The sequence below is a fragment of the Idiomarina sp. A28L genome, from assembly GCF_000218785.1.
GTDB lineage: Bacteria > Pseudomonadota > Gammaproteobacteria > Enterobacterales > Alteromonadaceae > Aliidiomarina.
This window is the reverse complement of record NZ_AFPO01000002.1, coordinates 51,589-76,853: the sequence shown is the minus strand read 5'-3', so window position 1 is coordinate 76,853 and position 25,265 is coordinate 51,589. Positions and strand designations below refer to the sequence as shown.

Below are 25,265 nucleotides of genomic sequence, written 5' to 3'. Positions count from 1 at the left end.
GGCACAATCAACGGGAGTTTGTTATGAGTGATTATCGCGTGGCATTACAAGATATGAATTTTGTACTGCATGATGTTTTAAAAGTAGGTGATGATTGGGCTGCAATGCCAAAGATGAGCGAAGTTATCGATCCTGATACCGCTCGCGCTATTCTTGATGAAGCGGCGAAGTTAACCTCTACCCTTATCGCACCAAATGCCCGCGCTGCCGATGAAGAAGGTATTTCGTTTGCCGATGGCGTAGTAACGACACCGCAAGGTTACAAAGAACAATTTCGGCAACTTGCCGAAGGCGGTTGGGTGGGCGTAACTGCTAATCCTGATTTTGGTGGTATGGGCATGCCGAAAGTGCTTTCTGCGCAGTATGAAGAAATGATGTGCGCTGCCGATATTTCATTTTCTCTTTATTCTGGATTAACAGCTGGCGCGATTATGTCGCTTGATTTGCACGCCAGTGACGAACTGAAAGATACTTATCTGCCTCGCCTAGTAGCGGGAGAATGGACAGGAACTATGTGCCTAACGGAACCTCATGCAGGTACTGACCTAGGCATTATCCGCACTAAAGCCGTTCCAAACAATGACGATAGCTATAGCATTACCGGCACGAAGATATTTATCACCGGTGGTGAGCACGATCTTACCGAAAACATTATTCACTTAGTGCTCGCGAAGTTACCCGATGCACCGGCGGGAACCAAAGGTATTTCTCTGTTTGTAGTACCAAAATTTTTGGTTAATGAAGATGGTTCACTGGGCGAACGGAACGCAGCAAAGGCCGGTTCTGTGGAACATAAAATGGGTATCCATGCTTCGGCTACCTGTGTGATGAACTTTGATGGCGCTCAAGGCTGGTTGGTAGGCGAACCACACCGTGGATTGGCGGCTATGTTCACAATGATGAATTACGAGCGCCTAGGTGTTGGTATTCAAGGTTTAGGTGCTGCGGCTCGCTCTTATGGAACAGCACTAGATTACGCGTTAGATCGCCGCCAAGGGCGAGGTGCGAAAGCAACTCAAGAGAGTAATGCAGAAGCCGACCCGCTAATCGTGCATGGCGATGTTCGCCGCATGCTGTTAACGATGAAAGCTTTTGTTGAAGGTGGCCGGGCGTTTTCTAGTTATGTAGGCCAGCAGCTCGATCGCGCTAAATATGCTGAAACCGCCGAGGCGCGTGAAGCAGCTGAAGCTTTGGTGCAGTTGTTAACACCTGTAGCCAAGGCATTCATGACAGATACCGGCTTAGAGGCTACGATTGCTGGCCAACAAGTATTGGGTGGCCATGGTTTTGTTCGCGAGTGGGGCCAAGAGCAGTGGGTTCGCGATTGCCGTATTGCGCAAATCTATGAAGGTACTAACGGCATTCAAGCGCTTGATTTGCTTGGCCGTAAAATTGTAGGTTCAGGTGGTGCGCTATTGCAGCCGCTAGCACAAGAGATTAGAACCTTTTTAGCGCAAGAGCCAGGCCAGTGGTCTGCTGAATTCAAGCAGCTAAATTCGGCGGTAATTGAGCTTGAGCGTGTTTCAAAAGATGTGTTAACTAATTTCCGTGATGATGAAAACCTTATCAACAGTGTGGCGGTTGATTACCTAAATCTTGTTGGTTATGTTGCTTATGGTTACTTGTGGTTACGCATGGCGCAAGTTGCAGAGGCAAACAATGAACTTGGTGATTTTGCCACCAGTAAAGTTAAAACTGCAAAGTTCTATTTTGCTAAACTTCTGCCACGCATTCACGGAATTGTTGCTTCGATCGATGCAGGTTCGCAAAGTTTGTTTGATTTAAATACCAGTGAGTTTTAACTGGGCTCGCTATTTTAGAACTGTTTTAGAGTTTTAGTAAGCGAAAACCCTCGGACATCTGAAGCGATGTTTCGGGGGTTTTTTGTACCCCCAAGTTGGTGTTTAACTTGCCATACAACAAAGTTGCCAGAGCGAAGTGGATAGCGTATTTTAACTTTGTTGTTATTAAGGATACTCATACTACACACTTATGATCGATTCTCCCTTTAGTAAATTGCGTAACTTACAGCCCCCGGAACCAGTGGAACAACAATTGAGCTGGTTGCGCGGAATTGTTATTTGTATCGCTTGGGTTTTACTTTGGCGAGTTTCGTTCGTGCTTGAATATGCGCCATTTACGAGTATTTGGTATCCTCCCGCCGGGTTAAGCTTTGCCGCTATTGTTCTGTATGGTTGGCGAGGTATGGTGCCGGTTATAGTTGCCAGTTACATCACTGCGTTCTGGATAGACGCTATGTATGGCCTAGATTCTGATTTGCTCGCATGGTTCTTTAACAGTACATCGTCTACCCTGGCGCACGTTTTCTCCTATGCGGTTGGCGCGCTATTTTTGCGTCAGTTTATTCGCATGCATGTTATTCGAACCCTGCCAGCAATTATTTTAGGATTTTTAGCCCTCGGGTTTATCACTTCCTTGTTAGCATCATTCTTCGGAATTCAGGTGCTGATCAGCGCCGGAACATTGTCCATTTTCAATCTCTACAATGATTGGCTGCTACGGTGGGTTGGAGATATGGTGGGTGTATTAGTACTTACGCCACTTTTCCTCGCTCTATTAGTTTGGAAAACACCGATGTACTCAGCTTGGTTGCGGCGGTTACGCATTAGTACCCAACCGGCACCAATATATCGTTACGCGATGAAAGTGACAGTGAACTTAACACTACTGCTGTGTTTTATTGTGCTTTCTTGGTGGTTTGAAAATCCAGATGTAGCCTTTGGTGTTTTCTTTTTAGTGATTCCGCAAATGTGGATTGCATACACGGAAAACGCGTTGCGGGCTGTTTTAAGCCTTACGATTTTTTGTGTTGCGATTGCTTTAGGCGTGGCTTTATTCTCTCTTGATGAGAGCGCCATTATTTATCAGTTTGCGGTTTCAGTTATTGCCATTACCGTTTACTACGGCCTTGCGGTTCCCTTGATGCTCTCGCAATCACAGAACTTACAATATCAGACGCAAAATGATCATTTAACCGGTGTTGCCAATCGCAGTTACTTTTTAGATTCAGCCGAGGAAGAATTTGAGCGCAGTTACCGTAACGAATTTCCCGTTTGCCTTTTGGTTTTCGATATTTGTCATTTTCGGGCGATTAACAATAACTATGGTCATATGGTTGGCGATGAGGTGTTGGTTCAGGTATCGAAATGTTTGCAAACAGAGCTGCGGCAATCAGATATTATTGGCCGGGTAAGTAGTAATTCATTTATGTTACTAATGCCTGCACTGCCACTAGATTCGGCGAAGCGATTTGCCGAGCAAATGCTGTTAAAACTGAGTTATATCAATATTGAACGGTTAAAAGAACCGCTGAACGTTAAGTATTCGGTAATTGAAATCAAGCCGAACGAATCGGTAGATAATGCAGTGCAGCGGGTATCTGAATCGTTGCATCAAAAAAAAGCAAAAGAAAATATCTATTCTAGAACTTTGCGTTGATTTCTTCCGTTAAGGCCACAACTTGTTCTGCAGGGAGCGGGCGAGAATACAGGTAGCCTTGTAGAGAATCGCAGCCAAGCTCAAGTAGCAAATCTCGCTGCTCATTGGTTTCAACACCTTCTGCAACCACAATTAAATCGAGCTCTTTCGCTAAAATGATAACAGCGGCTGCAATCGCGTAATCGCGGTTGTTCGTTACCATATCGTGAACGAAACGCAAATCGAGTTTGAGTTCAGTTATAGGGAATGCTTTTAAGTAAGAGAGTGAAGAGTAACCGGTACCAAAATCATCAAGGGAGAAACGAATACCAAGTTGGTTAAGCTCTTTCATGAGCTTCACAATTGCTGTGGTATCGGCGATTAAAGCACTTTCGGTTATCTCAAACTTTAACTTCTCAGTGGGAGCCTTGGTCATCTGCAATATAGCCTGCAAAGTGTCCATAAAATCACTTTTTAACATGTGTTGAGCGCTGATATTTATAGACAGTTCAAGGTCGTTCATAACAGGGTGCCCACCCCAATCGGCGAGCTGTTTGCAGGAAAGTGCAATCACTTGTTCGCTAATATCTTCAATGAGATTAGTTTCTTCGGCAAAATCTATGAATTCATTTGGAGAAACCATTCCGCGCTCCGGATGATGCCAACGAACTAGCGCCTCTGCAGCGATTGCTTTGCCTTTCCGATTTACCTGTAATTGGTAATACATTTCAAATTGGTTCTCGGTAATCGCAACTTTTAGATCGTCGTATAACAAGGCGCGCTTGCTAGCACTTTCTTGCATCTGCGGATCGAAGTAGCGCAAGCTTCCCCGGCCAAAACTTTTTGCTTTGAACATAGCCAGCTCGGCTTGATTGAGAATATCGAGTTCATGAGGATCTGCCCCACAATAGAAGCTCACGCCGATACATGCAGAAACTGTGATAGATTTATTTTCTAATTGGAAAGGCTGCTCGAGATTATTTTTGAATTCCACACTCGCGCGTTGCAGTTTTCGTAGAGCTGAATCAATATCAGTACCTAGTTGCTCTATAATTAAAACAAACTGATCTGCCCCAAGATGAGCGGCAGTATCGCCAGCTTCAATAAACTGCTGAACACGCTGGCCAATATGCTGTAGTAGTTTATCGGATAGCTCTCTACCGAGAGTATCGTTGGTATGTTTGAAATGATCGATATCGATAAAAACAATAGCACAGCAGGTTTGCTCGCGATCACAGCCAGCCACAACCTGCTCTATTTGTTTATCTAGGAACCTTCGGTTGGGTAAGCCACTAACCGGATGATAAAACGCCAAATACTCATTTTGCTTTTCGGTATCTCTGCGCGCATAAGTACCCGCGATAACCTCCGCGATTAATGACAATGATTCGATATGCTGATCATTATCAAAAATCAGTTTATTTTCGTGCACCATAGTTAAATATCCATAGTGCTTCTTACCATGCACGATCGGAAATAATACACAGGTGTGGTAATAATACTCGGGCTTTAAGTTTGGAAGAAAATCGTTAGCGAAACCGTAAATGGTTTTCTTGCTGTTGGGCTTTCGAGAGTTAGGTTCGCCATAGTTTGCCGGTACGGATTCTGCTTCAAGGAGTAATGCATGGGAAAAATCGAAAAACTCTCGCAGCTGAGTAAGCGCATTATTTATAGTGTTATCAATCAAGGCTACCGGTAAATTAATGAAACGAACAGTAATTTGCCCCACTGTTTGCTGTAGGTGTATGGATAGCGTTGAACGCTTTCGCAATAATGAGTTGGCAATTGTTTCTGCAATAATGCTCAGCAGCGATATGTGCTCTTCAGTCCATTCCGCATAGCTTTTTACAATATCTAAACCAAACATTCCCAACAATTTATCTTCCGTGCGCAAGGGAATCATAATCACGCTTTTAATGCCCTGTGGCTCTAGCAATTTTCGCTCTAGTGATTCGCTGGGAAGAACGGCAATATCACTAATGCAGGTTATCTCTCCTGCTTGCCATGAAGTGTACCAACCGCCGTAGGCATCAAGCGGAATATTTTTTAACTCATTAAGTTGGGGTGTTACCTTGGCTGCACACCATTCATGGGTATTATCAGCCACGTGGTGATTTTCACTAAAAGAAAATACATAACTTCGATCGGCGTTAAAAAACTCGCCGATTTGGGTGAGTGCGTTATTAATAGCCGCATCAATGTGTTCATTTTTGGCTGCCACAAACTGTGCCGATATCGACGCCATCATTTTGTAGAAGCTCAATTGTGTACTATGCTTTTCTAGCTTCACTGGGCTCACTTTTTTACTGAGAACTTTATTGTAATTGCGCCAGGTAAGCAGCTTAGGCATTAAATTGCGCAAAATATACATATACCTAAGGTAATAAGAAAACCTGATATTTCCAGTTGAAAAGACAATCTATACTTTTATTATCACTGCGTGTGGAAATTGTTGTTTTTTCTTGCTGGCAATATAACAATAGCAGAATTATTCGCTTCCTTGGAATCAGTATGGCTAACAATCTTAAATTTATGAATCTTCGCACTTTCCCGGGGAAGAGCTTTGTAGTTTTGCAACGGCGATACAAAGCCATTGCTATGGGCGTATTTGCTCTATTGTTTTTCTGGTTGAATGTTGTGCCTCTCGCGCTTGCCCAAGATTATGATATTGATAAAATTTCTCGTGCTGTGGTGCAGGTGAAGGTAGATGACGGAACCGGCTCGGGCAGCATTCTTATTCGCAATAACGAGATTTTGGTAATAACCAATAAGCATGTGGTTGAGGGTTTTACTGAAGTTAACATTGCTGTTCTTTCTGATTTAAACGCACCAGCTGAACTGAAATTCAAGGCTGAGTTGAAAGGTTTTTCTGATGAGTACGATATCGCTGTTCTGCGCATCGTAAGTGATTTGGAAGGAAATTTGGTAACTGCAGAAAAGTTATTACGGGGACAATATGGATTTCCATTTAGTGAATTAACAATGGCAGCTTCTGAGGCAACCGCGCGCAGAGGCGAGCACGTTGGTGTATTTGGTTACCCTGGAGCCGTTGAAAATGAAATGGTGTATACCACCGGAATAATTTCGGCTGTGCAGTATGGTGAATATAAAGGTGAACGTTTGCCGTTATGGTATCGAACTAATGCGGAAATATCCCCGGGCAACAGCGGAGGAACCGTTGTAAACAGCCGTGGTGAGTTTATTGGAATCCCAACCTATGTTGCTAATCAGGAAGTAACAGGAAGCCGCTTAGGTTCTCTGTTTGCGGCTGAATTTGCCCTAGCCATAATCGACAACGAAGCAGATTTGCTAAGCGATTGGGCGCTAGCGACAAGAAGCGATGATGAACGCTTGAATTTCAGTAAGGAGCCAGGGTTTGGTTCCGTTTCTTTGGATAGTGCTGCTTTGGCTGCTATGCACCAGCATGAAGTTATCTCGGGAGGCGATATTAACTCGCGATATTTAGGTGGCGAGTGCTTGGGCTACGTTGCATCTGCACCTGATTACCGAATGATGCTTACGGAAGCACAAGCGAACCTGTTCATTAGCTTTGTAAGCAATGAAGCATCAGATGATACCTCGCTTTTAGTAAACGCACCGAATGGCGATTGGCATTGCAACGATGACTACGAAAATACCTCTTTGAATCCGGGGGTTGTTATCGAGAATGCTGCCGTTGGCCAGTATGATATTTGGGTAGGTAGTTATCTAGCCGATCGTTTTATTACCGGCACTTTAGGGTTATCGAATGTTACCGTACTAACGGCAGCAAATTTAACAGCAAGCTTAGATATAAGCGGAGTGCCATACTACGGTGAAGCCAGCCTGGTAAGAGGCTTTACACCAGACCCTCATAGAGTTGATATTATGGGCGGTGGCTCAATAAATATAGCTCAGACGAATATCGAAAACTGCGTGGGTTATGTGAGTGAAAAGCCTGATTTCCGCTTGCGTTGGGAGGGTGCTAGTAGCTTATTGCAGTTTTATTTTATTGCTGAAGATAGCGCTTTAGACCCGGTATTGGTTGTAAACGCTCCTGATGGAAGCTGGTATTGCAATGATGATGCTAACAGCAACACACGCAATCCAAGCATAAAATTCAACAGTGCACGTAACGGAGTGTATGATATTTGGGTAGGTAGTTACCAAGAATCAGTTTGGGTTCAGGGTGAGCTTCGTATTACTGAACTTGAAGCGCGAGTAAATTAATGAATTTATGGATTGATGCCGATGCATGCCCCGTACAAATTCGCGATGTGATGTTTCGAGCGGCTACACGGAAAAAAATGCAACTAACCTTGGTTGCAAACCAACGGATAAAAATACCACCTTCGCCGTGGATAAAAGTTTTGGTGGTGGGTGCTGGATTTGATGTGGCTGATAATGAAATTGTTCGTTTGGTTTCGCCCGGTGATTTAGTAATCACCAGTGATATTCCGTTAGCCGCTGATATTATTGCGAAAGGCGGACAAGCTCTAAGCCCAAGAGGTGAGCTATTCACCAAAGAAAACATTGGTGCTCGTTTAAATATTCGTGATTTTATGGATACCATGCGTGCCAGCGGTGTGCAAAGTGGTGGGCCACCACCACTAAGCCAAACCGATCGAAAAAATTTCGCCGATCATCTAGATAGAATTTTAGCTCGCAATGCCTAAGCGTGTAACTTCGTAAACAGTGCCATAGTTTCCATATGAGCTGTTTGCGGGAACATATCAAGCATGCCATAGCGTGTTAATTGATAGCCTTGCTCTTTGAGTATGGCCGCATCTCTAGCCAGCGTTATTGGGTTACAAGAAACATACAATATTTTCTGTGCGCCCAAATGATTCAGCTGCGCGCAAATTTCTTCAGCGCCAGCTCTTGGTGGATCGAGCAACACCACATCGAAGGTTTCTTTCGACCAACTAAAGTTCGCTATTGGCTTGTTAAGATCGGTGCAGAGAAAAGCTACATTATTTAGCTGATTTTTTTCAGCATTTGCGGTGCCTTGAGCTACTTGGCTAGCGACACCTTCAATACCGGTTACTCGTTTTGCTTGTTGCGCTAATGGCAGAGTGAAATTCCCGAAGCCACAGAACAAATCAAGCACTTGCTCGTTGCCGTTAAGATTAAGCCATTCGATTGCTTGGCTAACCATCTGTTCGTTTACCTTTGAGTTAACCTGCAGAAAATCGCTGGCGCTAAAATCGATGGTTAGATCATTTAGTGCATAACTAAAATGCGGAGTTTCGGTATTTGTTGGGTGTAACTGTTCATAGTGTAAACGCTCTGGCTGTTCGCTTTGTCCATCAATGCTGAATTGCTCGTTATCAACTGGAGTGTTAGCTGAGGAAGCAGTGCTAGCAACGATAAGGCGAACACCTAGTTGTTCAGCCCAATCAAACCAAGTTCGTTGATCGCCTTCGTGCAAAGGCTGAGTAATGCGTACGATAATATTAGCTTGCTGTGCTTCGGCTATGAGCTCGATGTGACCAATGTGGCCTTGGCCACGCAGGCGAGGTAATAAATTCTGTAATTCACTAATAAGTGGCTGCAATTGTGGCACTAATATTGGGCACTGTTGGATAGCGGTTAAACGCTTGCTGTTGCGCTCGCGAAAGCCCAGCACTAACCCTTGTGATTTGGTGCGCGTAACCCCTAATCGTGCTTTTCGCCGATAGCCATAGGGTGCTGAATCAATTGCCGGGAATACCTGAGTTGAATCGGTAAATACATCAGCGCGTTTTAAGTGTTCAGTAATCACACTTTGTTTGAAAGCTATCTGTGCCGAATGCTCAAAATGCTGCAAGTTACATCCGCCACACTGCTCGTAATGCGGGCAAGGTGGCTCTACACGATCTTCACTAGCGCTATGTAAGGTGCTGATTACAGCGTTGTTGTATTTGCTGCGGCTCTGAGTTACCTGAGCGGTTACTTCTTCTCCCGGTAAAGCACCACTAATGAACATAGTTTTACCTTGAGCATCGCGGGCAACGCCCCTACCTTCATGGCTTAAACGAATAATGGTAAGGCCATTGCTAACATTGAGATCGCTTTTAGGAGCAGGCTGCTCAGGAACTTCCTGCTTTTTGGCTTTTACGTTTTGCGCGTTTTTCTTTAAGCGCTTTTCTTTCTGATAACGATCGAACAATGAAGCCATAAGTGCTAATACATTCCGTAAAATTTAAGGGGCAATCACTAGTTTACCTTAAATTAACTATCTAATCGCTTGGGTTGTGCTACTTTTAATACTGGAAGCTAAGTTATTGATAATTAATTTGGTTATTAAAGAAGCAAACAGTGGGGGTGGATGTGACAGGACTTTTAGGTTTAATTGTACTTATATTAGATATCTACGCGATTGTTGGCACAGTTCAAAGCGGTGCGAGTACCGGTAACAAAGTACTTTGGATTGTGATTATACTTCTTATGCCTGTAATCGGTTTTGTATTGTGGTTCTTGTTAGGGCCGAAAGGCTAGCTAGAATCTATTCGCTAAGAATAATTGAAAAGGGAGGCTTTATAGCCTCCCTTTTCATGCTCGTGTTGGATTAATCACCAAGTGATAACAATGTAGCGTTGCCGCCTACAGCGGTAATGTTATCAGTGAATGTTTTCTCGGTCATAAAAGCATACAAGTAATGTGGGCCGCCTGCTTTCGGGCCGGTACCTGATAAACCTCTGCCACCAAATGGTTGCACACCAACAACAGCGCCAACTTGGTTGCGGTTTATATACACATTACCTGCTTTGATACGCTTTGCTACATCATAAGCGAAACTCTCGTTACGGCTATGAATACCAAAAGTTAAACCAAACCCGGTATTGTTTATATCTTCAATTACGGCATCTAAATTTTCACGTTTAAAGCGAATAATGTGCAGAATTGGGCCAAAGTTCTCGCGCACAAGCTGGCTGATTGAATCAATTTCAATAGCTGTAGGTGTAACGAAGGTACCGTTGCTTGTGAAATCAGGCATTGGCGCTTCTGCAATTAACTTACCCACGTGCTGAATATCAATGATGTGCTGTTCAAGGTTGGTTTTCGCAATGCCATCAATAACTGGGCCCACATCGGTTTTGTACTCGATTGGATCGCCAACCAATAGCTCTTGCATAGCGCCTTTGAGCAACTCAATAATGCGATCAGCAATATCATCTTGTACATATAGCACTCGCAAGGCTGAACAACGCTGTCCAGCGCTCTTGAACGCGCTATCAGCAATATCGGTTACTGCTTGCTCAGGAAGCGCCGTAGAATCGATTAGCATGGCATTCTGGCCGCCAGTTTCCGCAATCAATGGAACCAGTGCTCCGGTACGGGCAGCTAATGCGCGGTTAATCGCTTGTGCCGTGTTGGTTGAGCCGGTAAAGCAAACACCACCAATTTCATCTTGGCTCACCAAGTAAGCACCAACTTCAGCGCCTTTGCCTGGCAAAAATTGCAACACATCACCTGGAATCCCTGCCTCTAACGCCAACTGTACCGCTCGATAAGCGATCAATCCAGTTTGTTCGGCAGGTTTAGCGATAACGCTATTGCCGGTAGCTAGTGCAGCACTGATTTGGCCAAGGAAGATTGCAAGTGGGAAGTTCCATGGGCTAATACAAATAAAGGTTCCGCGGCCTTGAGCAAACAGTTCGTTGGTTTCACCGGTAGGGCCAGGCATCTTCTCGCCTTTACCCATAAGCTTACGTGCTTGTAATGCGTAGTAGCGGCAAAAATCGACAGCTTCACGTACTTCGTCGATACCATCTTGCAGGGTTTTACCAGCTTCTAAGGTACACAAAGCAATTAGCTCATGTAAATTTTCTTCAAGTAAATCAGCAAGCTTTTCTAATGCTTCAGCCCGAATGTTTACATCGGTATCGCTCCAGCGTGTTTGTGCGCTGTTAGCTAATGCTAAAGCTTCAGCGGCAAGATCAGCATCGCCCCAACCGATAGTACCAATTTGATGTGTGCTCTGCTGTGGAGAGGTAACACCCACGCGCTGGCCGGTTTCTACAAGTTTGCCGTTAACAATTGGGCCACCTTGCCATTGGTTATTTTGGAAGCTGCGCACTTTTTCAAAAAACTCTGCGCTTTGAGATTCAATATTCATGTTTAACCCCATAGAATTCTTACGTTTCCCGAAGATATCACCCGGGAGAGGAATTTTATCGTTCGCCAAGCTTGGCTTCTTCCGCAGATTTACTAGCGGGTGCTCTACTAAGCTTTCAATCGGTACTTTCGGATCGAGTAGCTTGTGAACAAAGGAGCTATTTGCGCCATTTTCGAGTAAGCGGCGAACCAGATATGGTAATAATTCTTTGTGTGCGCCAACAGGAGCGTAAATGCGCACTGTGCGGCCTGGGTTCTTCACTAAAAACTCATCGTAAAGATCTTTGCCCATGCCATGTAAGCGTTGGAACTCATAGCGGCGATCGCCCGCCAAACTTTGCACGGTTACAATAGTTTGCGCGTTATGCGTAGCGAACTGCGGGTAGATATTCCCGTTGGTGTCGTCACTGAGCAAGTAACGAGTACATGCCATATAAGAAACATCGGTGCTTGCTTTGCGGGTAAACACTGGGTAACCCGATGTGCCAAATTGCTGACAATGTTTAATTTCGGTATCCCAATATGCACCTTTTACCAAGCGTACTGGAATTTCATCGCCACCATCTTTAGCCAGAGCGTTGATCCAGCAAAGTACTGGCAGTGCACGTTTCGAGTAGGCTTGTACAACAAGCCCGAAATATGGCCAATCTTTACAGACACCACTGCGGTACACTTTTTCAAACAATTCCAGCGATAATTCTAAGCGGTCCATTTCTTCAGCATCAATACTAATCCCAACATTGGCTTGCTTCGCAAGCGTTATTAGATCAGTTAGAGTGGCTGCAAGTTCGGTAAGAACGCGCTCACGATTAGAAACTTCATAGCGCGGGTGCAAAGCCGAAAGCTTAATTGAAATACTCGGGCGTGGCACCTCTGGATTCACAAAATCTTCTTTGCCCACACGCTGAATTGAGTTTACGTAAGCTTGCTTATAGCGTTCAGCATCTTTGCTAGTTAATGCCGCTTCACCCAACATATCGTATGAGTGGGTATAGCCAATTTCGCGTTTATCGCGGCTATTTTTTAGCGCTTCTTCAATATTGCGGCCGAGTACAAACTGTTTTCCCATCAGTTGCATTGCTTGATAGGTTGCCTTTCGAACTACGGGTTCGCCTAAGCGTTTTACCAAACGGCGGAAACGGGGAACTGCGGCATCGCTGCTGCGGCCTTTCGGGTTGATTACGTTATTCGCAAGGTTTAAACCCCACGTACCGGTGTTCACCAGCAACGATTCACTTTTCTTCATGTAATCGTTCCAAGCACCTTTGCCAAGTTTATCTTGAATTAAGGCACCTGCTGTGAAGCTATCAGGGATTCGTAACAGTGCTTCAGCTAAACACATTAAAATAATGCCTTCAGCTGTATCCAAACTATATTGCTGTAAAAAGGCATCAACACCATCACCACCTTGCGTTTTATCGCGTACGCGATGAACAAGATCATGTGCTGATTGAGTAAGCGTTTCTACGGCTTCTTTATCTTCTGGAACCAGTTTGATCAGTTCTTCAAGGTAAGCGTTCTCATCTACAGAATAATTATTCGTGATAGCTTGCTTAAGCTCTTGAAGCTGGCTCGCCTGATAGTGTTGTGTTAACACTGTGCTGGCTTTGAACATTGCGTCTCCTGTAACCAAAATTCGGTTCGAAAACCGATACCGCAATCCGAATAGGATATCGTCGCCATTGTAGGGTTATTTTGCGCCGCGTAAAGCTTTGTCGATCCGATTTTTGAACTTTATCTACATGGCTGAACGGTTAACTATTACTCAATGTAATCTGAGAGTTGACCGTAGTAGCGTTAAGTGGTCAGAATAGTGAAAAGCAATTTGCGAAAAGGGGCCCAAAGTGGCAAATAAACAAACCCAAGAAGTTGAGCTTAAGTTCCTGATAAATAAAAAAGATTCTGAAGATATTGCAGGCTTCCTTGAGCGCTTAGGAAAACCTACTGAGTGTATACAAATTGCGAATTATTATTTTGATACTGCGAATAAAGATCTTCATCAGCATAAGATTGGTTTGCGTATTAGGCGCTGGAATGACCAGTCGGAGCAAACGGTAAAAATGGCAGGAACGCAAATTGGCGCAATGAGCCAGCGGCCAGAATATAATGTTAATTATGCGGGCATGATTCCTAAACTTGATTTGTTTCCGAGCGATATTTGGCCGCAAACAATTAACACCGAAGCGTTGCAAGGAGAGCTGCGGGAACAGTTTAGAATTGATTTTCAGCGTCAACGTTGGCTAATTGATATCGGTTCCAGCACTATTGAAGTGGCAATTGATCAGGGTGCTATTTTCGCCGAGGCAAAAAAGATTAACTCCAAACAAGTTTGGCAGGAACCTATTTGCGAATTAGAAGCGGAGTTGATCAGCGGCAGCATCACTGATCTTCTACAGTTTTCTGAGATATTAACAAAAGAATTTACCTTAGAGCCGGGCCCGTTAAGTAAAGCGCAACGAGGCTTTATGTTGGCGGAAAAAATAGATGGATAAATCGCTTTTGGTATTTCGGTTGTTAATAAACCTGTTGGCTACAAAGCTATAGTTTGCAAAGAAAACGCGCACCATTAGCGAAAGGATTTTTAATGTTTCAACTACCGTTGCCGCCGCAAAAACCTCAGGATTACAAGCTTCATTCTGCTATTGAAAACGATAGCCTTGATGTGATTCAGCAACTTAATGAAATATTCAGTGATAGCGCAGGCTTCCATATAACTGAAGAGCAAAAGCTTCAGCTGTATTGGTTGGTGCAGGTGAGCCCGTTTATCGGCCGCGTGGTTTGCCGTTATGGTGAAACAGCTATTCAGCGAATGTTTACCCCCATGGCCGCGGTGCCAGAAGTTATCAACACTGAACTTGCGCAGGCGCGCGATGAAAACCATGCGATGATTATCGTGCGTAAATTTCGACATATCGAAATGGCACGTATTGCCAGCCAAGATTTATTAGGTGATATGCCGTTAGGAAGAATGTTGCAAGAAAACTCTGCGCTCGCTGATATGCTAATTGAGGCTGGCATTGCGTATATCTGTGGCCAGCTAGCTCCGCGTTATGGCCATGCATTAGATGATTCCGATAACGTGTTACCGCTTATTGTTTTAGCAATGGGAAAATTGGGTGGGAGCGAACTTAACTTTTCTTCTGATATTGATTTAATCTTTGCTTATCCAACTTCAGGGGAAACCCGTGGTGGCCGGCAGAGTATCGATTTTTCAATGTATTACAACAAGCTTGGGCAGGGGCTGATCAAGCTTCTAGATCAGCCAACGGTTGATGGCCGTGCTTTTCGAATCGATATGCGTTTGCGGCCTTTTGGCCAATCGGGCGCATTAGTTTCAAGCTTATCGGCGCTGGAAGATTATTACCATGAGCAGGGGCGAATGTGGGAACGTTACGCCATGATCAAGGCGCGAGTTCTGAATACTGATTATGAACTAGCGCAGTACGTGCAAAAAATGTTACGGCCGTTTATTTACCGGCGATATCTTGATTACAGTGCAATTGATGCATTGCGTAAAATGAAACTATTGATTAATCAAGAAGCGCGCCGCCAAGGTGTTGCTGAAAATATTAAACTGGGGCTTGGTGGTATTCGCGAAGTAGAGTTTGTGGCGCAGGTGTTCCAATTGATTCGAGGTGGCAGGGAGCAGGAGTTTCAAACGCATTCTTTGTTATCTGCTTTGAATGCTTGTGGCCGCCATAGCACTTTATCAGAGCCTGCAATTACTAAGCTACTCGAAGGCTATGCTTACTTACGCAAGCTTGAGCATATCTTGCAAGAAATCAACGATGAACAAACCCAGCAATTACCCCAAGATAGGCTAACGCGCATGCGCATCTTAGCGGCTTCAGGGCATGCCCAATCGGAACAGGGTTGGCAGGTGTTTCAGGAAGTTACGCAAGCGGCTATGGCCGGTATTCATCGCGAATTTTTAGATGTTATCGGTGGTGAAGAAGATATGTTGGCGGGCGAAGATAGTGAATATGCCATTTTGTGGCAAGATCTATTAGCCGATGATACGGCTCTCGATATTTTACGCGAGGCGAATGCTGAAGAGCCGGAAGCATGCTGGCAAGTGATTCAGGATTTTCGTATGTTATTGCGCAAACGCCCAAGTGGCCCGCGGGGAAGAGAGTTACAAGCGTTACTTATTCCGGCTTTAATTGAATCGGCTTTGCAAGAGCCGAATGCTCACCTCATTTTGCAACGTAGTTTTGAAGTGCTTGCACAGATAAGCTCACGCACCACCTATCTAGAGTTACTTTGCCAAAATTCTGATGCACGAGAACAACTACTGTTTCTTTGCGGTGCAAGCCCGTGGATTGCTCATCTAATTGCTAAATTCCCTCTGCTACTCGATGAGCTTATTGATCCCGTGCAACTTTATGAACTCCCTGATGTGGAATCTTACCGCTCGCGAGTATCAGAGTATTTAATGCGGTTACCGAACGATGATGCCGAAGCGCAAATGGATGCCTTACGGCAAGTAAAACAGATTTTTCAGATGAAAGTAGCCGCTGCTGATTTAAATGCTGGTGTGCACTTAATGCGGGTGAGTGATCATCTTACTTATCTAGCGGAAGCTATGATTGAGCAAGTTGTTAGCTTAGCTTGGCGGCAATTATGCGAGCGCCATGGAGCACCACCGGGCCGTGATGAAAATGATACTGGCTTTTCGGTAGTAGCCTACGGGAAATTGGGTGGTTATGAACTTGGTTATGGCTCCGACCTCGATTTAGTATTTCTTTGTGATGATGATATTAATGGTGAAACAGATGGCGAAAAGCCGCTTGCGGTACAGCAATTCTATTTGCGGTTAGCACAGCGTGTATTGCACCTATTTACCACTAGAACCATGAGTGGTGTGCTGTTCGATGTTGATATGCGCCTGCGTCCTTCTGGGCAAGCAGGGTTGATGGTAGTGCGAATGAGCACTTATGAGGAATATCTGCAGAATGATGCCTGGACATGGGAGCTGCAAGCATTGGTGCGGGCGCGGATGGTATATGGTGCAGTTTATCTTCGTGATCGGTTTGCAAGTATTCGCACAAATACTCTTTGTTATCAGCGCGAAGATGATGAGCTACGTCACGATATTTTGCAGATGCGCGAGAAAATGCGTGAACACTTGTGGCAAAATCAGCCTGAAAAATATGATGTAAAACAGATGCCAGGTGGCATTACCGATATTGAGTTTATTACGCAGTATTTGGTGCTCAAAAGTGCCCAGAAATATCCAGATCTAGCAATTTGGACGGATAATATTCGCATTCTAGAAATTGCTGCTCGGCTAAAATTGTTAAGCGATAAAGAGGCACAAGGCCTCATTTCATCGTATCAAGATTATCGTGCTGAAATTCATCGGCTAGCACTCGCCGAAGCAGGGCGTTTAAGTGAGCGTGATTTTCAAGCAGATATCGCTAACGTAACTGAAGTTTGGCAACGGCTGTTTACGGAAGTTTAGGCTTAACACCGCCACGAGGAGCAGTAGAAACTTATTTGTAGTAGCTAGGCATGGTTTCGTCTGGCCGAGTTTTGAAACGGCGGTGCACCCACATGTAAGCGGCTGGGAATTGGTTTACCGCGCGCTCTACTTCTTTATTAACACGCCGTGCATCTTCAGTTTCATCACCACTTGGAATAGGTTGCTGCGGCGGCATTATCTTTAACTTGTAACCTTTCGCTCCGGGCAAGCGTTCAATTGTGCTGATTAATGTTGTGCAGTTAGCACCAGCAGCAAAAATTGTTGTGCCGGTAGTGGTTGCCGCATCGGGAACTGCAAACAAGGGCACATACACTGAACGATTTCGGCCATAATCTTGATCCGGCAAGTAACCACATACTTCGCCGGCATTCAGGGCATTTAGCATGCCGCGAACATCTTTCTTACGAATCATATATTTATTACTGCGGTTACGGCCTTTGGTTTGTAGGTATTCCATTAGAGCATTATTATGCGGGCGATAAAGGCCTACCGATGGCCGCACAAGCCCAAACATACGGGCATGTACTTCCAGGCTAAGGAAATGGAAGAGCACTAGAAACACACCTTTGCCTTCGGCATCAGCTTGTTCTAAAAATTCTAGCCCCTCAACTGAAAGTTTGCGGTTCATGCGCCAATCTGGCCACCACCACGCCATTCCTGTTTCAAATAGTGCAATGCCGTTATTAGCAAAGTTTTCATGCAACATTTGTTCTCTTTCGGCTGCAGAACGTTCAGGAAATACCAGCTCAAGATTTCTGCGCGCAACTTTTACTCGTTTCGGCATAAGTTTGAACAATATCTTCCCCAAGCCGCGGCCCATTAGTAGTTGCAGGCGAAAGGGTAGCCACGAAATCAAGTATAGAACGCTCACCATAAGCCAAGTAGCCCAAAATTTTGGGTGTAAAAAGTAGGCGCGAAAACGAGGGAGTTCTACTGAATGTTCGGCTGCGTTTGCTTGATCTGAGGTAGGCTTTGTCACTGAAATTACCTTTTTGAATTTGGCTTGATTGTAACTGAGAGGCGCTAGAAAAAGCAAAGCCGACCACAGGGTCGGCTTTTACGGTAACGGCTTGCTAGTAGGTAGCAAGCCGTGGTGTCGGGCTATTAAAACTTATTCTGTTTCCAGTGATAAACCATCGTTGATGGTGATCAAATCGCTTTCAGAGATAATACCCGAAGCCTGATAAAGCGCTAGGATACGGTTTACGTACGTGTAGCGTGCTTCCGATAGGTTACGGCGGGCGTTGAAAAGGTTACGTGTACTATCAAGCACATCTACGATAGTACGTGTACCTACCTCTAAACCTACTTGGGTAGCATTCAATGCACTTTCTGCTGAAACTACGGCTTGTTCAAAAGCGCGAATACTTGAAATACTCGCTACCACATCGAAATACGAACTACGTACAGTGCGTTCAACTAAGCGGCGGTTCTCTTCAAGAGTTTGGCTTACGGCAATATAATCGTTGCGTGCCTGTTCCGTGCTAGCAATAGTACGGCCACCGGAATACAAAGGAAGAGTAAGCTGTAAACCAACGCTGCGGCTGTTTAAGCCATTAAGGTTCGTTGATGTGCTGCCACGGCTGGTATCTTGATCACGATTTGAATAACTTGCACTTAAGCTAACTCGCGGGTAATGGCCGGTGCGTGCTAATTCAATGCGTTGATCTGCGATTTCTAAGCCGCTGCGGCTAATCAACAGTTGTAAGTTGCGATCGTGAGCTAACTGAATCCATTGCTCAACGCCACGCGGATTAGGCCGAACTGGATCGAAACGATTAGTGTTTAAGCGAGCTATACCTGCATGCTGGCGGCCAGTAATTTCGCGTAACCCTTCTAGGGCAATTTCTACAGCGTTTTCGGCTTGAATTTCTCGAGCAACGGCATTATCGAATTGCGCTTGCGCTTCGTGTACATCTGTAATGGCCGTTAAGCCAACCGAAAAGCGATGTTTGGTTTGCTCTAATTGACGCTCGATAGCACGTTTTTCTGCTTGCACAAATTCTAGGCTATCTTGTGCTTGTAAAACCGCAAAATAAGCATCGGTTACTCGGAGCATCAATTGTTGGCGCGCCAGTAGATAATTTACTTCGGCTTGATAAGCTTGTTTTTCAGTGATTGCAGTTGCTTTCCATGTGCCGAGATTAAATACCGTTTGCGACAAGGATACTTCTTGGCTGAAAGAAGAAGAATTTGTTGTGCCGGTTATAAATCCAGATTCGGTAGTTGTTACGTTATCAGAACGGCTGTCACTGTAGCTCATGCCAAAATTGATTTGTGGGAACCAATCAGCACGCGAAATATCAACGCCAGATTTAGCTGAATCACGTTCTGCTGCAGCACGCAACAAGCGTGGATCGTTCTCCAGCGCTAGGCGGTAGATATCGGTAAGGTCGGTTGCCTGAGCTGGAAGGGCACTTAAGCCTAGCCCCATAGAGAGCGCAACGGCCAAAAATTTAATCTTCATGAGTATCTTTTTCCTTTATTGTAAAAGGTACAGCTAACTTCGATATTAAACTGCTGCTATTCTAGCCTGAGAAACGCGCATAAGTAAGCCCGCAGCTGCATTTGTATTGATACGAAGTGTAACAGAATATTTGCCAGAGTTTATCTGAAGTCGTTAACATGCCGCATTCCTGCGATGCGTGTATATTCAATGAACTCCGATGGTTACGCACACATTGCCGTTTTAGAGCATAAACAGGGAGAAATTTTGTCACAATTTACCCAAAAAGACGTTGAAATCCTTAGTACGGAACGAGTTTACGAAGGTTTTTTTCATGTAGAGGTAGTTAATCTGCGGCATCGTTTATTCGCGGGTGGCTGGAGTGCCAACCTGCGGCGCGAGATCATGGACAGAGGGCACGCAGTAGTTGTGTTACCCTACGATCCAGCCACCGATAAGATTGTAATGCTTGAGCAATTCCGAGTGGGAGCTATGGCTACTGGTGAAACGCCATGGTTGCGCGAGCTAGTGGCAGGCATGGTTGAAAACGGTGAAGAGGTTGAAACCGTGGCGCACCGAGAACTTGAAGAAGAATCAGGGCTTCAAGCTGAATCTTTGCATTATGCGTTGAGTTATTTATCCAGCCCCGGCGGTATGACCGAGCGTATTTATATTTATCTAGCGCGAGTTGATGGCACCAAAGCAAGTAAATTTGGTGGCTTAAGTAGCGAAAATGAAGATATAAAGGTTGAAGCGTTGCCTCGGAAGAAGGTGATGGAAATGCTTGAACAGGGTAAGGTAGATAACGCAGCAACAGTAATTGGTTTGCAATGGTTGGGTTTACACCTAAATCGATTCCGCCAAGAGTGGGGTTTTGAGGGTATTAAATGAAGAAGCGTTATGTGCCAAATTTACAAGAGATTCATAGCTTGGCTGAACGCAATTATGCGGCGTTTGCGCGGCTCTTGGGTGAACGTTCAACAGCTGAAAACATGCAGCCCGAGCTAGCAAAGCATATTCATGTTGGCGAGCAATTAGCGTTTACGGTGGTTAGAAAAGCGGAAGCACGCTACACCACCGATTTGGTGATAACCCAAGTGGCACCCGACGTAGCTGATTATTTACAAGCGCGGTTCCTAGTGCGTTTGTACCATGATGCGAAAATGGCTGAGATTATTGATTATCAGGGCCAAGAGCGATTAACGGCGTTGCATCCTGCAAACCTTGAACAAGCGCGCCATCAAAAAGATGAAAAATTTCAATTAAACCGGCATTTGGCCGAGTGGTTGCGGCTCTGCTTTCGGCAAGGCCGAGTTCCTTTGCAATTGCAGTTCGTGAATTAGCACCGGTGATTGCAGGCGCAACTAAATACATACGCACACAACTAGTTTCGATTTTCCTTAAAGATAAATGCAGCAAATTCCGGATAATCGGATAATCGAGCTTGCCTTTTTTAAGGGAACATTTCAGGATAGCGAAAAGAACAAAAACATCGCGGGTATTGCTAGCTATGACAGATTATAAAGCGGATTCGATAGAGGTTCTTAACGGCCTAGAACCGGTAAAGCGCCGGCCAGGTATGTATACAGACACTACGAGGCCAAATCACCTCGGCCAGGAAGTTATTGATAATAGTGTTGATGAAGCATTGGCGGGGCACGCACAAACCATTGAAGTTATTTTGCATGCCGACCAATCACTGGAAGTTATTGATGATGGCCGTGGTATGCCCGTTGATATTCACCCGGAAGAAGGTATTCCTGGGGTTGAATTGATCATGACGAAGTTGCACGCAGGCGGTAAGTTTTCAAACAAAAACTATCAGTTTTCTGGTGGTTTGCATGGTGTTGGTATTAGCGTGGTAAATGCGCTTTCTACTCGAGTAGATGTGAGTGTAAGGCGCGATGCGCAAGTATTTGAAATGGCTTTCGAGAATGGTGATAAAGTTTCTGATCTCACAGTAACTGGCACGGTTGGTAAACGAAATACCGGCACTCGGCTGCGCTTTTGGCCAGATCCAAAATATTTCGATTCCCCAAAATTTTCGGTAACCCGGTTACGTTATCAGCTACGCGCCAAAGCAGTTCTGTGCCCAGGCCTTACGATTATTTTTAAAGACCACGTAAACAACGAGAGTGTTACTTGGTTATATGAGGGCGGTTTACGCGATTACTTGGTTGAAGGCCTAAACGATTTACCGCGCTTGCCGGAAGAACCGTTCATTGGCGAATTTAATGCAACTGAAGAAGCGGCGCAATGGGCGGTAACTTGGATACCGGAAGGCGGTGAAGGGATTGGCGAAAGCTATGTAAACTTAATTCCTACCGCACAAGGCGGAACCCACGTAAATGGTTTGCGTCAAGGTATGCTTGAAGCCCTGCGAGAATTCTGTGAATTCCGTAATTTATTACCAAGGGGCATTCGGTTAACGCCGGAAGATGTTTGGGATCGCTGTAGTTATATTCTTTCCGTAAAAATGGATGACCCACAATTTTCAGGGCAAACAAAAGAGCGTTTGAGCTCCCGGCAAATGTCGGCGTTTGTGTCTGGTGTGGTGAAAGATGCGTTTAGTTTGTGGCTCAATGAACACACAGATTTAGCTGAGCAAATTGCTGATCTTTGTATATCAAGTGCACAACGGCGCATGAAAGCGGCTAAAAAAGTAATTCGTAAACGTGTTACTCAAGGGCCGGCTCTGCCGGGCAAGCTTGCCGATTGTGCCAGCCAAGATCCAGAACGTAGTGAATTATTTTTGGTAGAGGGTGATTCTGCGGGTGGTTCAGCTAAACAGGCCCGTGATCGCCAATTTCAAGCCGTTATGCCACTGCGTGGAAAGATTTTGAACACTTGGGAAGTAGATCCTGATCAAATTTTAGGTTCGCAAGAAATTCATGATATTTCAGTAGCTCTGGGGGTTGATCCAGGAGCCTTAGATTTAACGGCACTGCGTTATGGCAAGTTATGTATTTTAGCGGATGCTGATTCTGATGGTTTACACATTGCTACATTGCTTTGTGCATTATTCGTAAAGCATTTCCGGCCGTTAGTAGAAGCGGGGCATATCTTTGTGGCTATGCCACCTTTATATCGAATTGATGTGGGTAAAGAAGTGTTTTACGCGCTCGATGAAAGCGAAAAGCAAGGTATTTTAGATCGCATTGAGGCTGAGAAACGCAAAGGCAAAGTGAATGTACAGCGCTTTAAAGGTTTGGGTGAAATGAATCCATTGCAACTGCGCGAAACAACAATGGACCCGAACACGCGCCGGCTAGTGCAGCTAACAGTAGATGATACTCAAGATACCGAACTCTTGATGGATATGTTGCTGGCGAAAAAGCGTTCATCAGATCGCCGCGAATGGTTAGAAAGTAAGGGTAATTTGGTAGAGCTTGCGTAATTGCTAGCAGATCAAATCGATAAATAAGAAGAAAGGAACGGGATAGTTCATGAGTGTACCTATCGAGAATATCGAGCAGCAGCCCCTGCATAAATTTACCGAAGATGCGTATTTAAATTATTCAATGTACGTGATCATGGATCGTGCATTGCCGCATATTGGTGATGGCTTAAAGCCTGTACAGCGGCGAATTATTTACGCCATGTCAGAGCTAGGCTTATCGGCACTCGCAAAATACAAAAAATCGGCTCGTACCGTGGGTGATGTGTTGGGTAAATTCCATCCGCACGGCGATTCTGCTTGTTATGAAGCTATGGTGTTAATGGCGCAACCGTTCTCCTATCGCTATCCGTTAGTTGATGGCCAAGGAAACTGGGGCTCGGCAGACGACCCGAAATCATTTGCTGCTATGCGTTACACCGAGGCTAGGTTATCGCGCTTTAGTGAAGTGCTGCTAAGTGAGCTCGGGCAGGGCACTTCGGATTGGGTGCCAAACTTTGATGGCACCATGGAAGAGCCGAAAATATTACCAGCCCGTTTGCCTCACATTTTGTTGAATGGGGTTACGGGTATTGCCGTAGGTATGGCTACCGATATTCCCCCGCATAACGTTCGGGAAATAACCAATGCCTGCGCCATGTTATTGGATAGCCCAAGTTCAACACTCAGTGATGTGTTGGAGCACGTGAAAGGCCCGGATTATCCAACCGATGCTGAAATAATTACCCCAGCAGAAGATATTGAAAAAATCTATGAAACTGGGCGTGGCAGTATTCGTATGCGTGCCCGTTATGTTCTTGATGATGGTGAAATAATCATTGATGCGCTACCTCATCAGGCATCAGGTAACCGTATTCTGGAGCAAATCGCTGCGCAAATGCAGGCAAAGAAATTGCCAATGGTTTCTGATTTGCGCGATGAATCAGATCATGAAAATCCAACGCGTTTGGTAGTGGTTCCGCGTTCTAATCGAGTAGATACCGAGCAGTTGATGGCACATTTATTTGCCACTACCGATTTAGAAAAAAGTTACCGAGTAAATTTGAATATGCTTGGGCTCGATGGCCGGCCGCAAGTAAAACCGCTTTTAAGTATTTTAAAAGAGTGGATTCAATATCGCCTACAAACGGTAACGCGTCGTTTGCAGTATCGTTTAGATAAAGTAGAACGCCGCCTGCATATTCTTGATGGCTTGCTCATTGCGTATTTAAATCTCGATGAAGTAATCGAGATTATCCGCCAAGAAGATGAGCCAAAACTTGAATTGATTAAGCGCTTCAACTTATCGGAAATCCAAGCCGAAGCTATTCTTGATTTGAAATTACGCCATTTAGCGAAACTTGAAGAAATGAAGTTGCGCGGTGAGCAAGATGAGTTGGCTAAAGAACGTGATGCATTAAACTTAGTTTTGAATTCGGAGCGCCGATTAAAAACTATGGTGCGCAAAGAGTTAATGGCCGATGCAGAAAAATATGGTGATGCACGCCGTTCGCCATTGATTGAACGGAAAGAAGCGCGGGCATTATCCGATCGTGATTTAACGCCTTCTGAACCAGTTACGGTTGTGCTCTCGCAAAAAGGCTGGGTGCGTTGTGCCAAAGGCCATGATGTGGAAGGCACGAGTTTAAGTTATAAAGCTGGAGATGCGTTCCTTGGGCAAGCTTCTGGGCGGAGCAATCAGCCCGTAGTATTTATTGATAGCTCGGGCCGTAGCTTTAGTTGTGAAGCACACACGCTACCCTCAGCACGAACCCATGGCGAACCATTAACGGGCCGATTTAGCTTAGTGGCTGGCGAAAGTATTAGCCAAGTTTTAATGAGTAAAGAGGAACAGCTGTGGTTAATGGCCTCGGATGCGGGTTATGGCTTTATCACTAAATTTAGTGAAATGCAGAGTCGGGTTAAGAACGGTAAAGCGCTAATTAGCTTACCTAGTTCCGCGAAAGTGTTACCACCACAGCGAATTACTAACTTGGAGGAAGATTTGTTGGTTGCCGTATCTAACGAGGGGCGTTTGTTAGTATTCCCGGTTAAAGATCTACCGCAATTAGGCAAAGGCAAAGGGAATAAAATTTTAAGTATTCCGGGTAGCCGGGCAAAACTTCGAGAAGAATACGTGCAAGTGTTGGCAGTTATGCCTCCGAATAGTGCGCTAACGGTAATTGCCGGTAAACGGAAATTGCAATTAAAGGCCTCTGATTTAGAGCATTATCGGGGTGAGCGTGGGCGGCGAGGTAATAAATTACCGCGAGGTTTACAGCGTGTTGATGCGCTTCTAGTGGAGCAAAATTCAGCAGAAGCGCAAGAGAATCATCAAGGTAGCGTTGCCGACGATAGCGCTGAATAAGCTTTAAAAACAACTGTACGCTCAAAGGCCTTGCTGGTTATACCAGCGAGGCCTTATTTTTTTGGAAAATTAG

At 44.9% G+C, this 25,265-nt stretch carries 16 protein-coding genes; 11 read left to right on the top strand and 5 right to left on the bottom strand.

Features of this window, described 5'->3' with window-relative positions; translation table 11 throughout:
• Positions 1-23: 23 nt before the first annotated feature.
• Both A28LD_RS01460 and A28LD_RS01455 read left to right on the top strand, forming a co-directional pair.
• Positions 24-1,802: an acyl-CoA dehydrogenase C-terminal domain-containing protein gene (locus tag A28LD_RS01460; RefSeq protein ID WP_007419278.1), complete on the top strand. Its 1,779-nt coding sequence runs from the start codon at positions 24-26 to the stop codon at positions 1,800-1,802.
• Positions 1,803-2,043: 241 nt separating this feature from the next.
• A complete protein-coding gene (locus A28LD_RS01455) occupies positions 2,044-3,459 on the top strand; it encodes a sensor domain-containing diguanylate cyclase (protein ID WP_158091778.1) in 1,416 nt (471 codons plus the stop codon).
• Here A28LD_RS01455 and A28LD_RS11800 read toward each other — a convergent pair.
• Entirely contained in the window at positions 3,443-5,800 is a 2,358-nt protein-coding gene (locus tag A28LD_RS11800; protein ID WP_158091777.1) for a sensor domain-containing phosphodiesterase, read from the bottom strand. The two genes, A28LD_RS01455 and A28LD_RS11800, sit on opposite strands and share 17 nt — an antisense overlap.
• Before the next feature lie 149 nt (positions 5,801-5,949).
• Between A28LD_RS11800 and A28LD_RS11795 the strand changes: the two genes are divergently transcribed.
• Complete coding sequence (locus A28LD_RS11795) at positions 5,950-7,647, top strand: S1C family serine protease (protein ID WP_007419275.1); 1,698 nt, start codon at positions 5,950-5,952, stop codon at positions 7,645-7,647.
• Positions 7,647-8,093 carry a YaiI/YqxD family protein gene (locus tag A28LD_RS01440; protein ID WP_007419274.1) on the top strand — a complete coding sequence of 149 codons (447 nt, stop codon included), beginning with the start codon at positions 7,647-7,649 and terminating at the stop codon, positions 8,091-8,093. Before A28LD_RS11795 ends, A28LD_RS01440 begins: the two co-directional genes overlap by 1 nt.
• On the opposite strand, the gene rlmD is transcribed toward A28LD_RS01440, so the two are convergent.
• Positions 8,090-9,577 (bottom strand): 23S rRNA (uracil(1939)-C(5))-methyltransferase RlmD, encoded by a 1,488-nt coding sequence (gene rlmD / locus A28LD_RS01435; RefSeq protein ID WP_007419273.1) that lies wholly within the window; start codon positions 9,575-9,577, stop codon positions 8,090-8,092. The two genes, A28LD_RS01440 and rlmD, sit on opposite strands and share 4 nt — an antisense overlap.
• Positions 9,578-9,729: 152 nt before the next feature.
• On the opposite strand from rlmD, the gene A28LD_RS01430 reads away from it, so the two are divergent.
• On the top strand, positions 9,730-9,897 hold the full coding sequence (locus A28LD_RS01430; protein WP_007419272.1) for a PLD nuclease N-terminal domain-containing protein: 168 nt from the start codon (positions 9,730-9,732) through the stop codon (positions 9,895-9,897).
• A 70-nt stretch (positions 9,898-9,967) separates the two neighbouring features.
• Here A28LD_RS01430 and putA read toward each other — a convergent pair whose 3' ends face one another.
• Entirely contained in the window at positions 9,968-13,132 is a 3,165-nt protein-coding gene (putA, locus tag A28LD_RS01425; protein ID WP_007419271.1) for a bifunctional proline dehydrogenase/L-glutamate gamma-semialdehyde dehydrogenase PutA, read from the bottom strand.
• A gap of 229 nt (positions 13,133-13,361) precedes the next feature.
• Here putA and A28LD_RS01420 point away from each other — a divergent pair, with 229 nt between their 5' ends.
• Both A28LD_RS01420 and glnE read left to right on the top strand, forming a co-directional pair.
• Positions 13,362-14,009 carry a CYTH domain-containing protein gene (locus tag A28LD_RS01420; RefSeq protein WP_007419270.1) on the top strand — a complete coding sequence of 216 codons (648 nt, stop codon included), beginning with the start codon at positions 13,362-13,364 and terminating at the stop codon, positions 14,007-14,009.
• A gap of 92 nt (positions 14,010-14,101) precedes the next feature.
• Complete coding sequence (gene glnE, locus A28LD_RS01415) at positions 14,102-16,981, top strand: bifunctional [glutamate--ammonia ligase]-adenylyl-L-tyrosine phosphorylase/[glutamate--ammonia-ligase] adenylyltransferase (RefSeq protein WP_007419269.1); 2,880 nt, start codon at positions 14,102-14,104, stop codon at positions 16,979-16,981.
• Positions 16,982-17,012: 31 nt separating this feature from the next.
• On the opposite strand, the gene lpxL is transcribed toward glnE, so the two are convergent.
• Together lpxL and tolC are read right to left on the bottom strand one after the other, a co-directional pair.
• The gene (lpxL, locus tag A28LD_RS01410; RefSeq protein ID WP_007419268.1) at positions 17,013-17,981 is read right to left on the bottom strand and encodes an LpxL/LpxP family Kdo(2)-lipid IV(A) lauroyl/palmitoleoyl acyltransferase; all 969 of its coding nucleotides are present in this window, start codon (positions 17,979-17,981) and stop codon (positions 17,013-17,015) included.
• A gap of 132 nt (positions 17,982-18,113) precedes the next feature.
• Entirely contained in the window at positions 18,114-19,469 is a 1,356-nt protein-coding gene (gene tolC, locus A28LD_RS01405) for an outer membrane channel protein TolC (RefSeq protein ID WP_007419267.1), read from the bottom strand.
• A 246-nt stretch (positions 19,470-19,715) separates the two neighbouring features.
• Between tolC and nudF the strand changes: the two genes are divergently transcribed.
• From nudF to parC, 4 genes are all read left to right on the top strand, one after another.
• Complete coding sequence (gene nudF, locus A28LD_RS01400) at positions 19,716-20,339, top strand: ADP-ribose diphosphatase (RefSeq protein WP_237704235.1); 624 nt, start codon at positions 19,716-19,718, stop codon at positions 20,337-20,339.
• Entirely contained in the window at positions 20,336-20,791 is a 456-nt protein-coding gene (locus A28LD_RS01395) for a DUF1249 domain-containing protein (RefSeq protein WP_007419265.1), read from the top strand. Before nudF ends, A28LD_RS01395 begins: the two co-directional genes overlap by 4 nt.
• 167 nt (positions 20,792-20,958) lie before the next feature.
• Positions 20,959-22,845, top strand: coding sequence for a DNA topoisomerase IV subunit B (gene parE, locus A28LD_RS01390; RefSeq protein WP_007419264.1), 1,887 nt, complete (start codon positions 20,959-20,961; stop codon positions 22,843-22,845).
• 49 nt (positions 22,846-22,894) lie between these two features.
• The gene (parC, locus tag A28LD_RS01385; protein ID WP_007419263.1) at positions 22,895-25,192 is read left to right on the top strand and encodes a DNA topoisomerase IV subunit A; all 2,298 of its coding nucleotides are present in this window, start codon (positions 22,895-22,897) and stop codon (positions 25,190-25,192) included.
• Positions 25,193-25,265 lie beyond the last annotated feature (73 nt).

Excerpts from the sequence above, each read along its gene's own strand:
- glnE (WP_007419269.1), top strand. The coding sequence starts at position 14,102 with ATGTTTCAACTACCGTTGCCGCCGCAAAAACCTCAGGATTACAAGCTT.
- A28LD_RS01460 (WP_007419278.1), top strand. The coding sequence starts at position 24 with ATGAGTGATTATCGCGTGGCATTACAAGATATGAATTTTGTACTGCAT.
- parC (WP_007419263.1), top strand. The coding sequence starts at position 22,895 with ATGAGTGTACCTATCGAGAATATCGAGCAGCAGCCCCTGCATAAATTT.
- putA (WP_007419271.1), bottom strand. The coding sequence starts at position 13,132 with ATGTTCAAAGCCAGCACAGTGTTAACACAACACTATCAGGCGAGCCAG.
- parE (WP_007419264.1), top strand. The coding sequence starts at position 20,959 with ATGACAGATTATAAAGCGGATTCGATAGAGGTTCTTAACGGCCTAGAA.
- tolC (WP_007419267.1), bottom strand. The coding sequence starts at position 19,469 with ATGAAGATTAAATTTTTGGCCGTTGCGCTCTCTATGGGGCTAGGCTTA.
- A28LD_RS11795 (WP_007419275.1), top strand. The coding sequence starts at position 5,950 with ATGGCTAACAATCTTAAATTTATGAATCTTCGCACTTTCCCGGGGAAG.
- A28LD_RS01395 (WP_007419265.1), top strand. The coding sequence starts at position 20,336 with ATGAAGAAGCGTTATGTGCCAAATTTACAAGAGATTCATAGCTTGGCT.
- rlmD (WP_007419273.1), bottom strand. The coding sequence starts at position 9,577 with ATGGCTTCATTGTTCGATCGTTATCAGAAAGAAAAGCGCTTAAAGAAA.
- A28LD_RS01440 (WP_007419274.1), top strand. The coding sequence starts at position 7,647 with ATGAATTTATGGATTGATGCCGATGCATGCCCCGTACAAATTCGCGAT.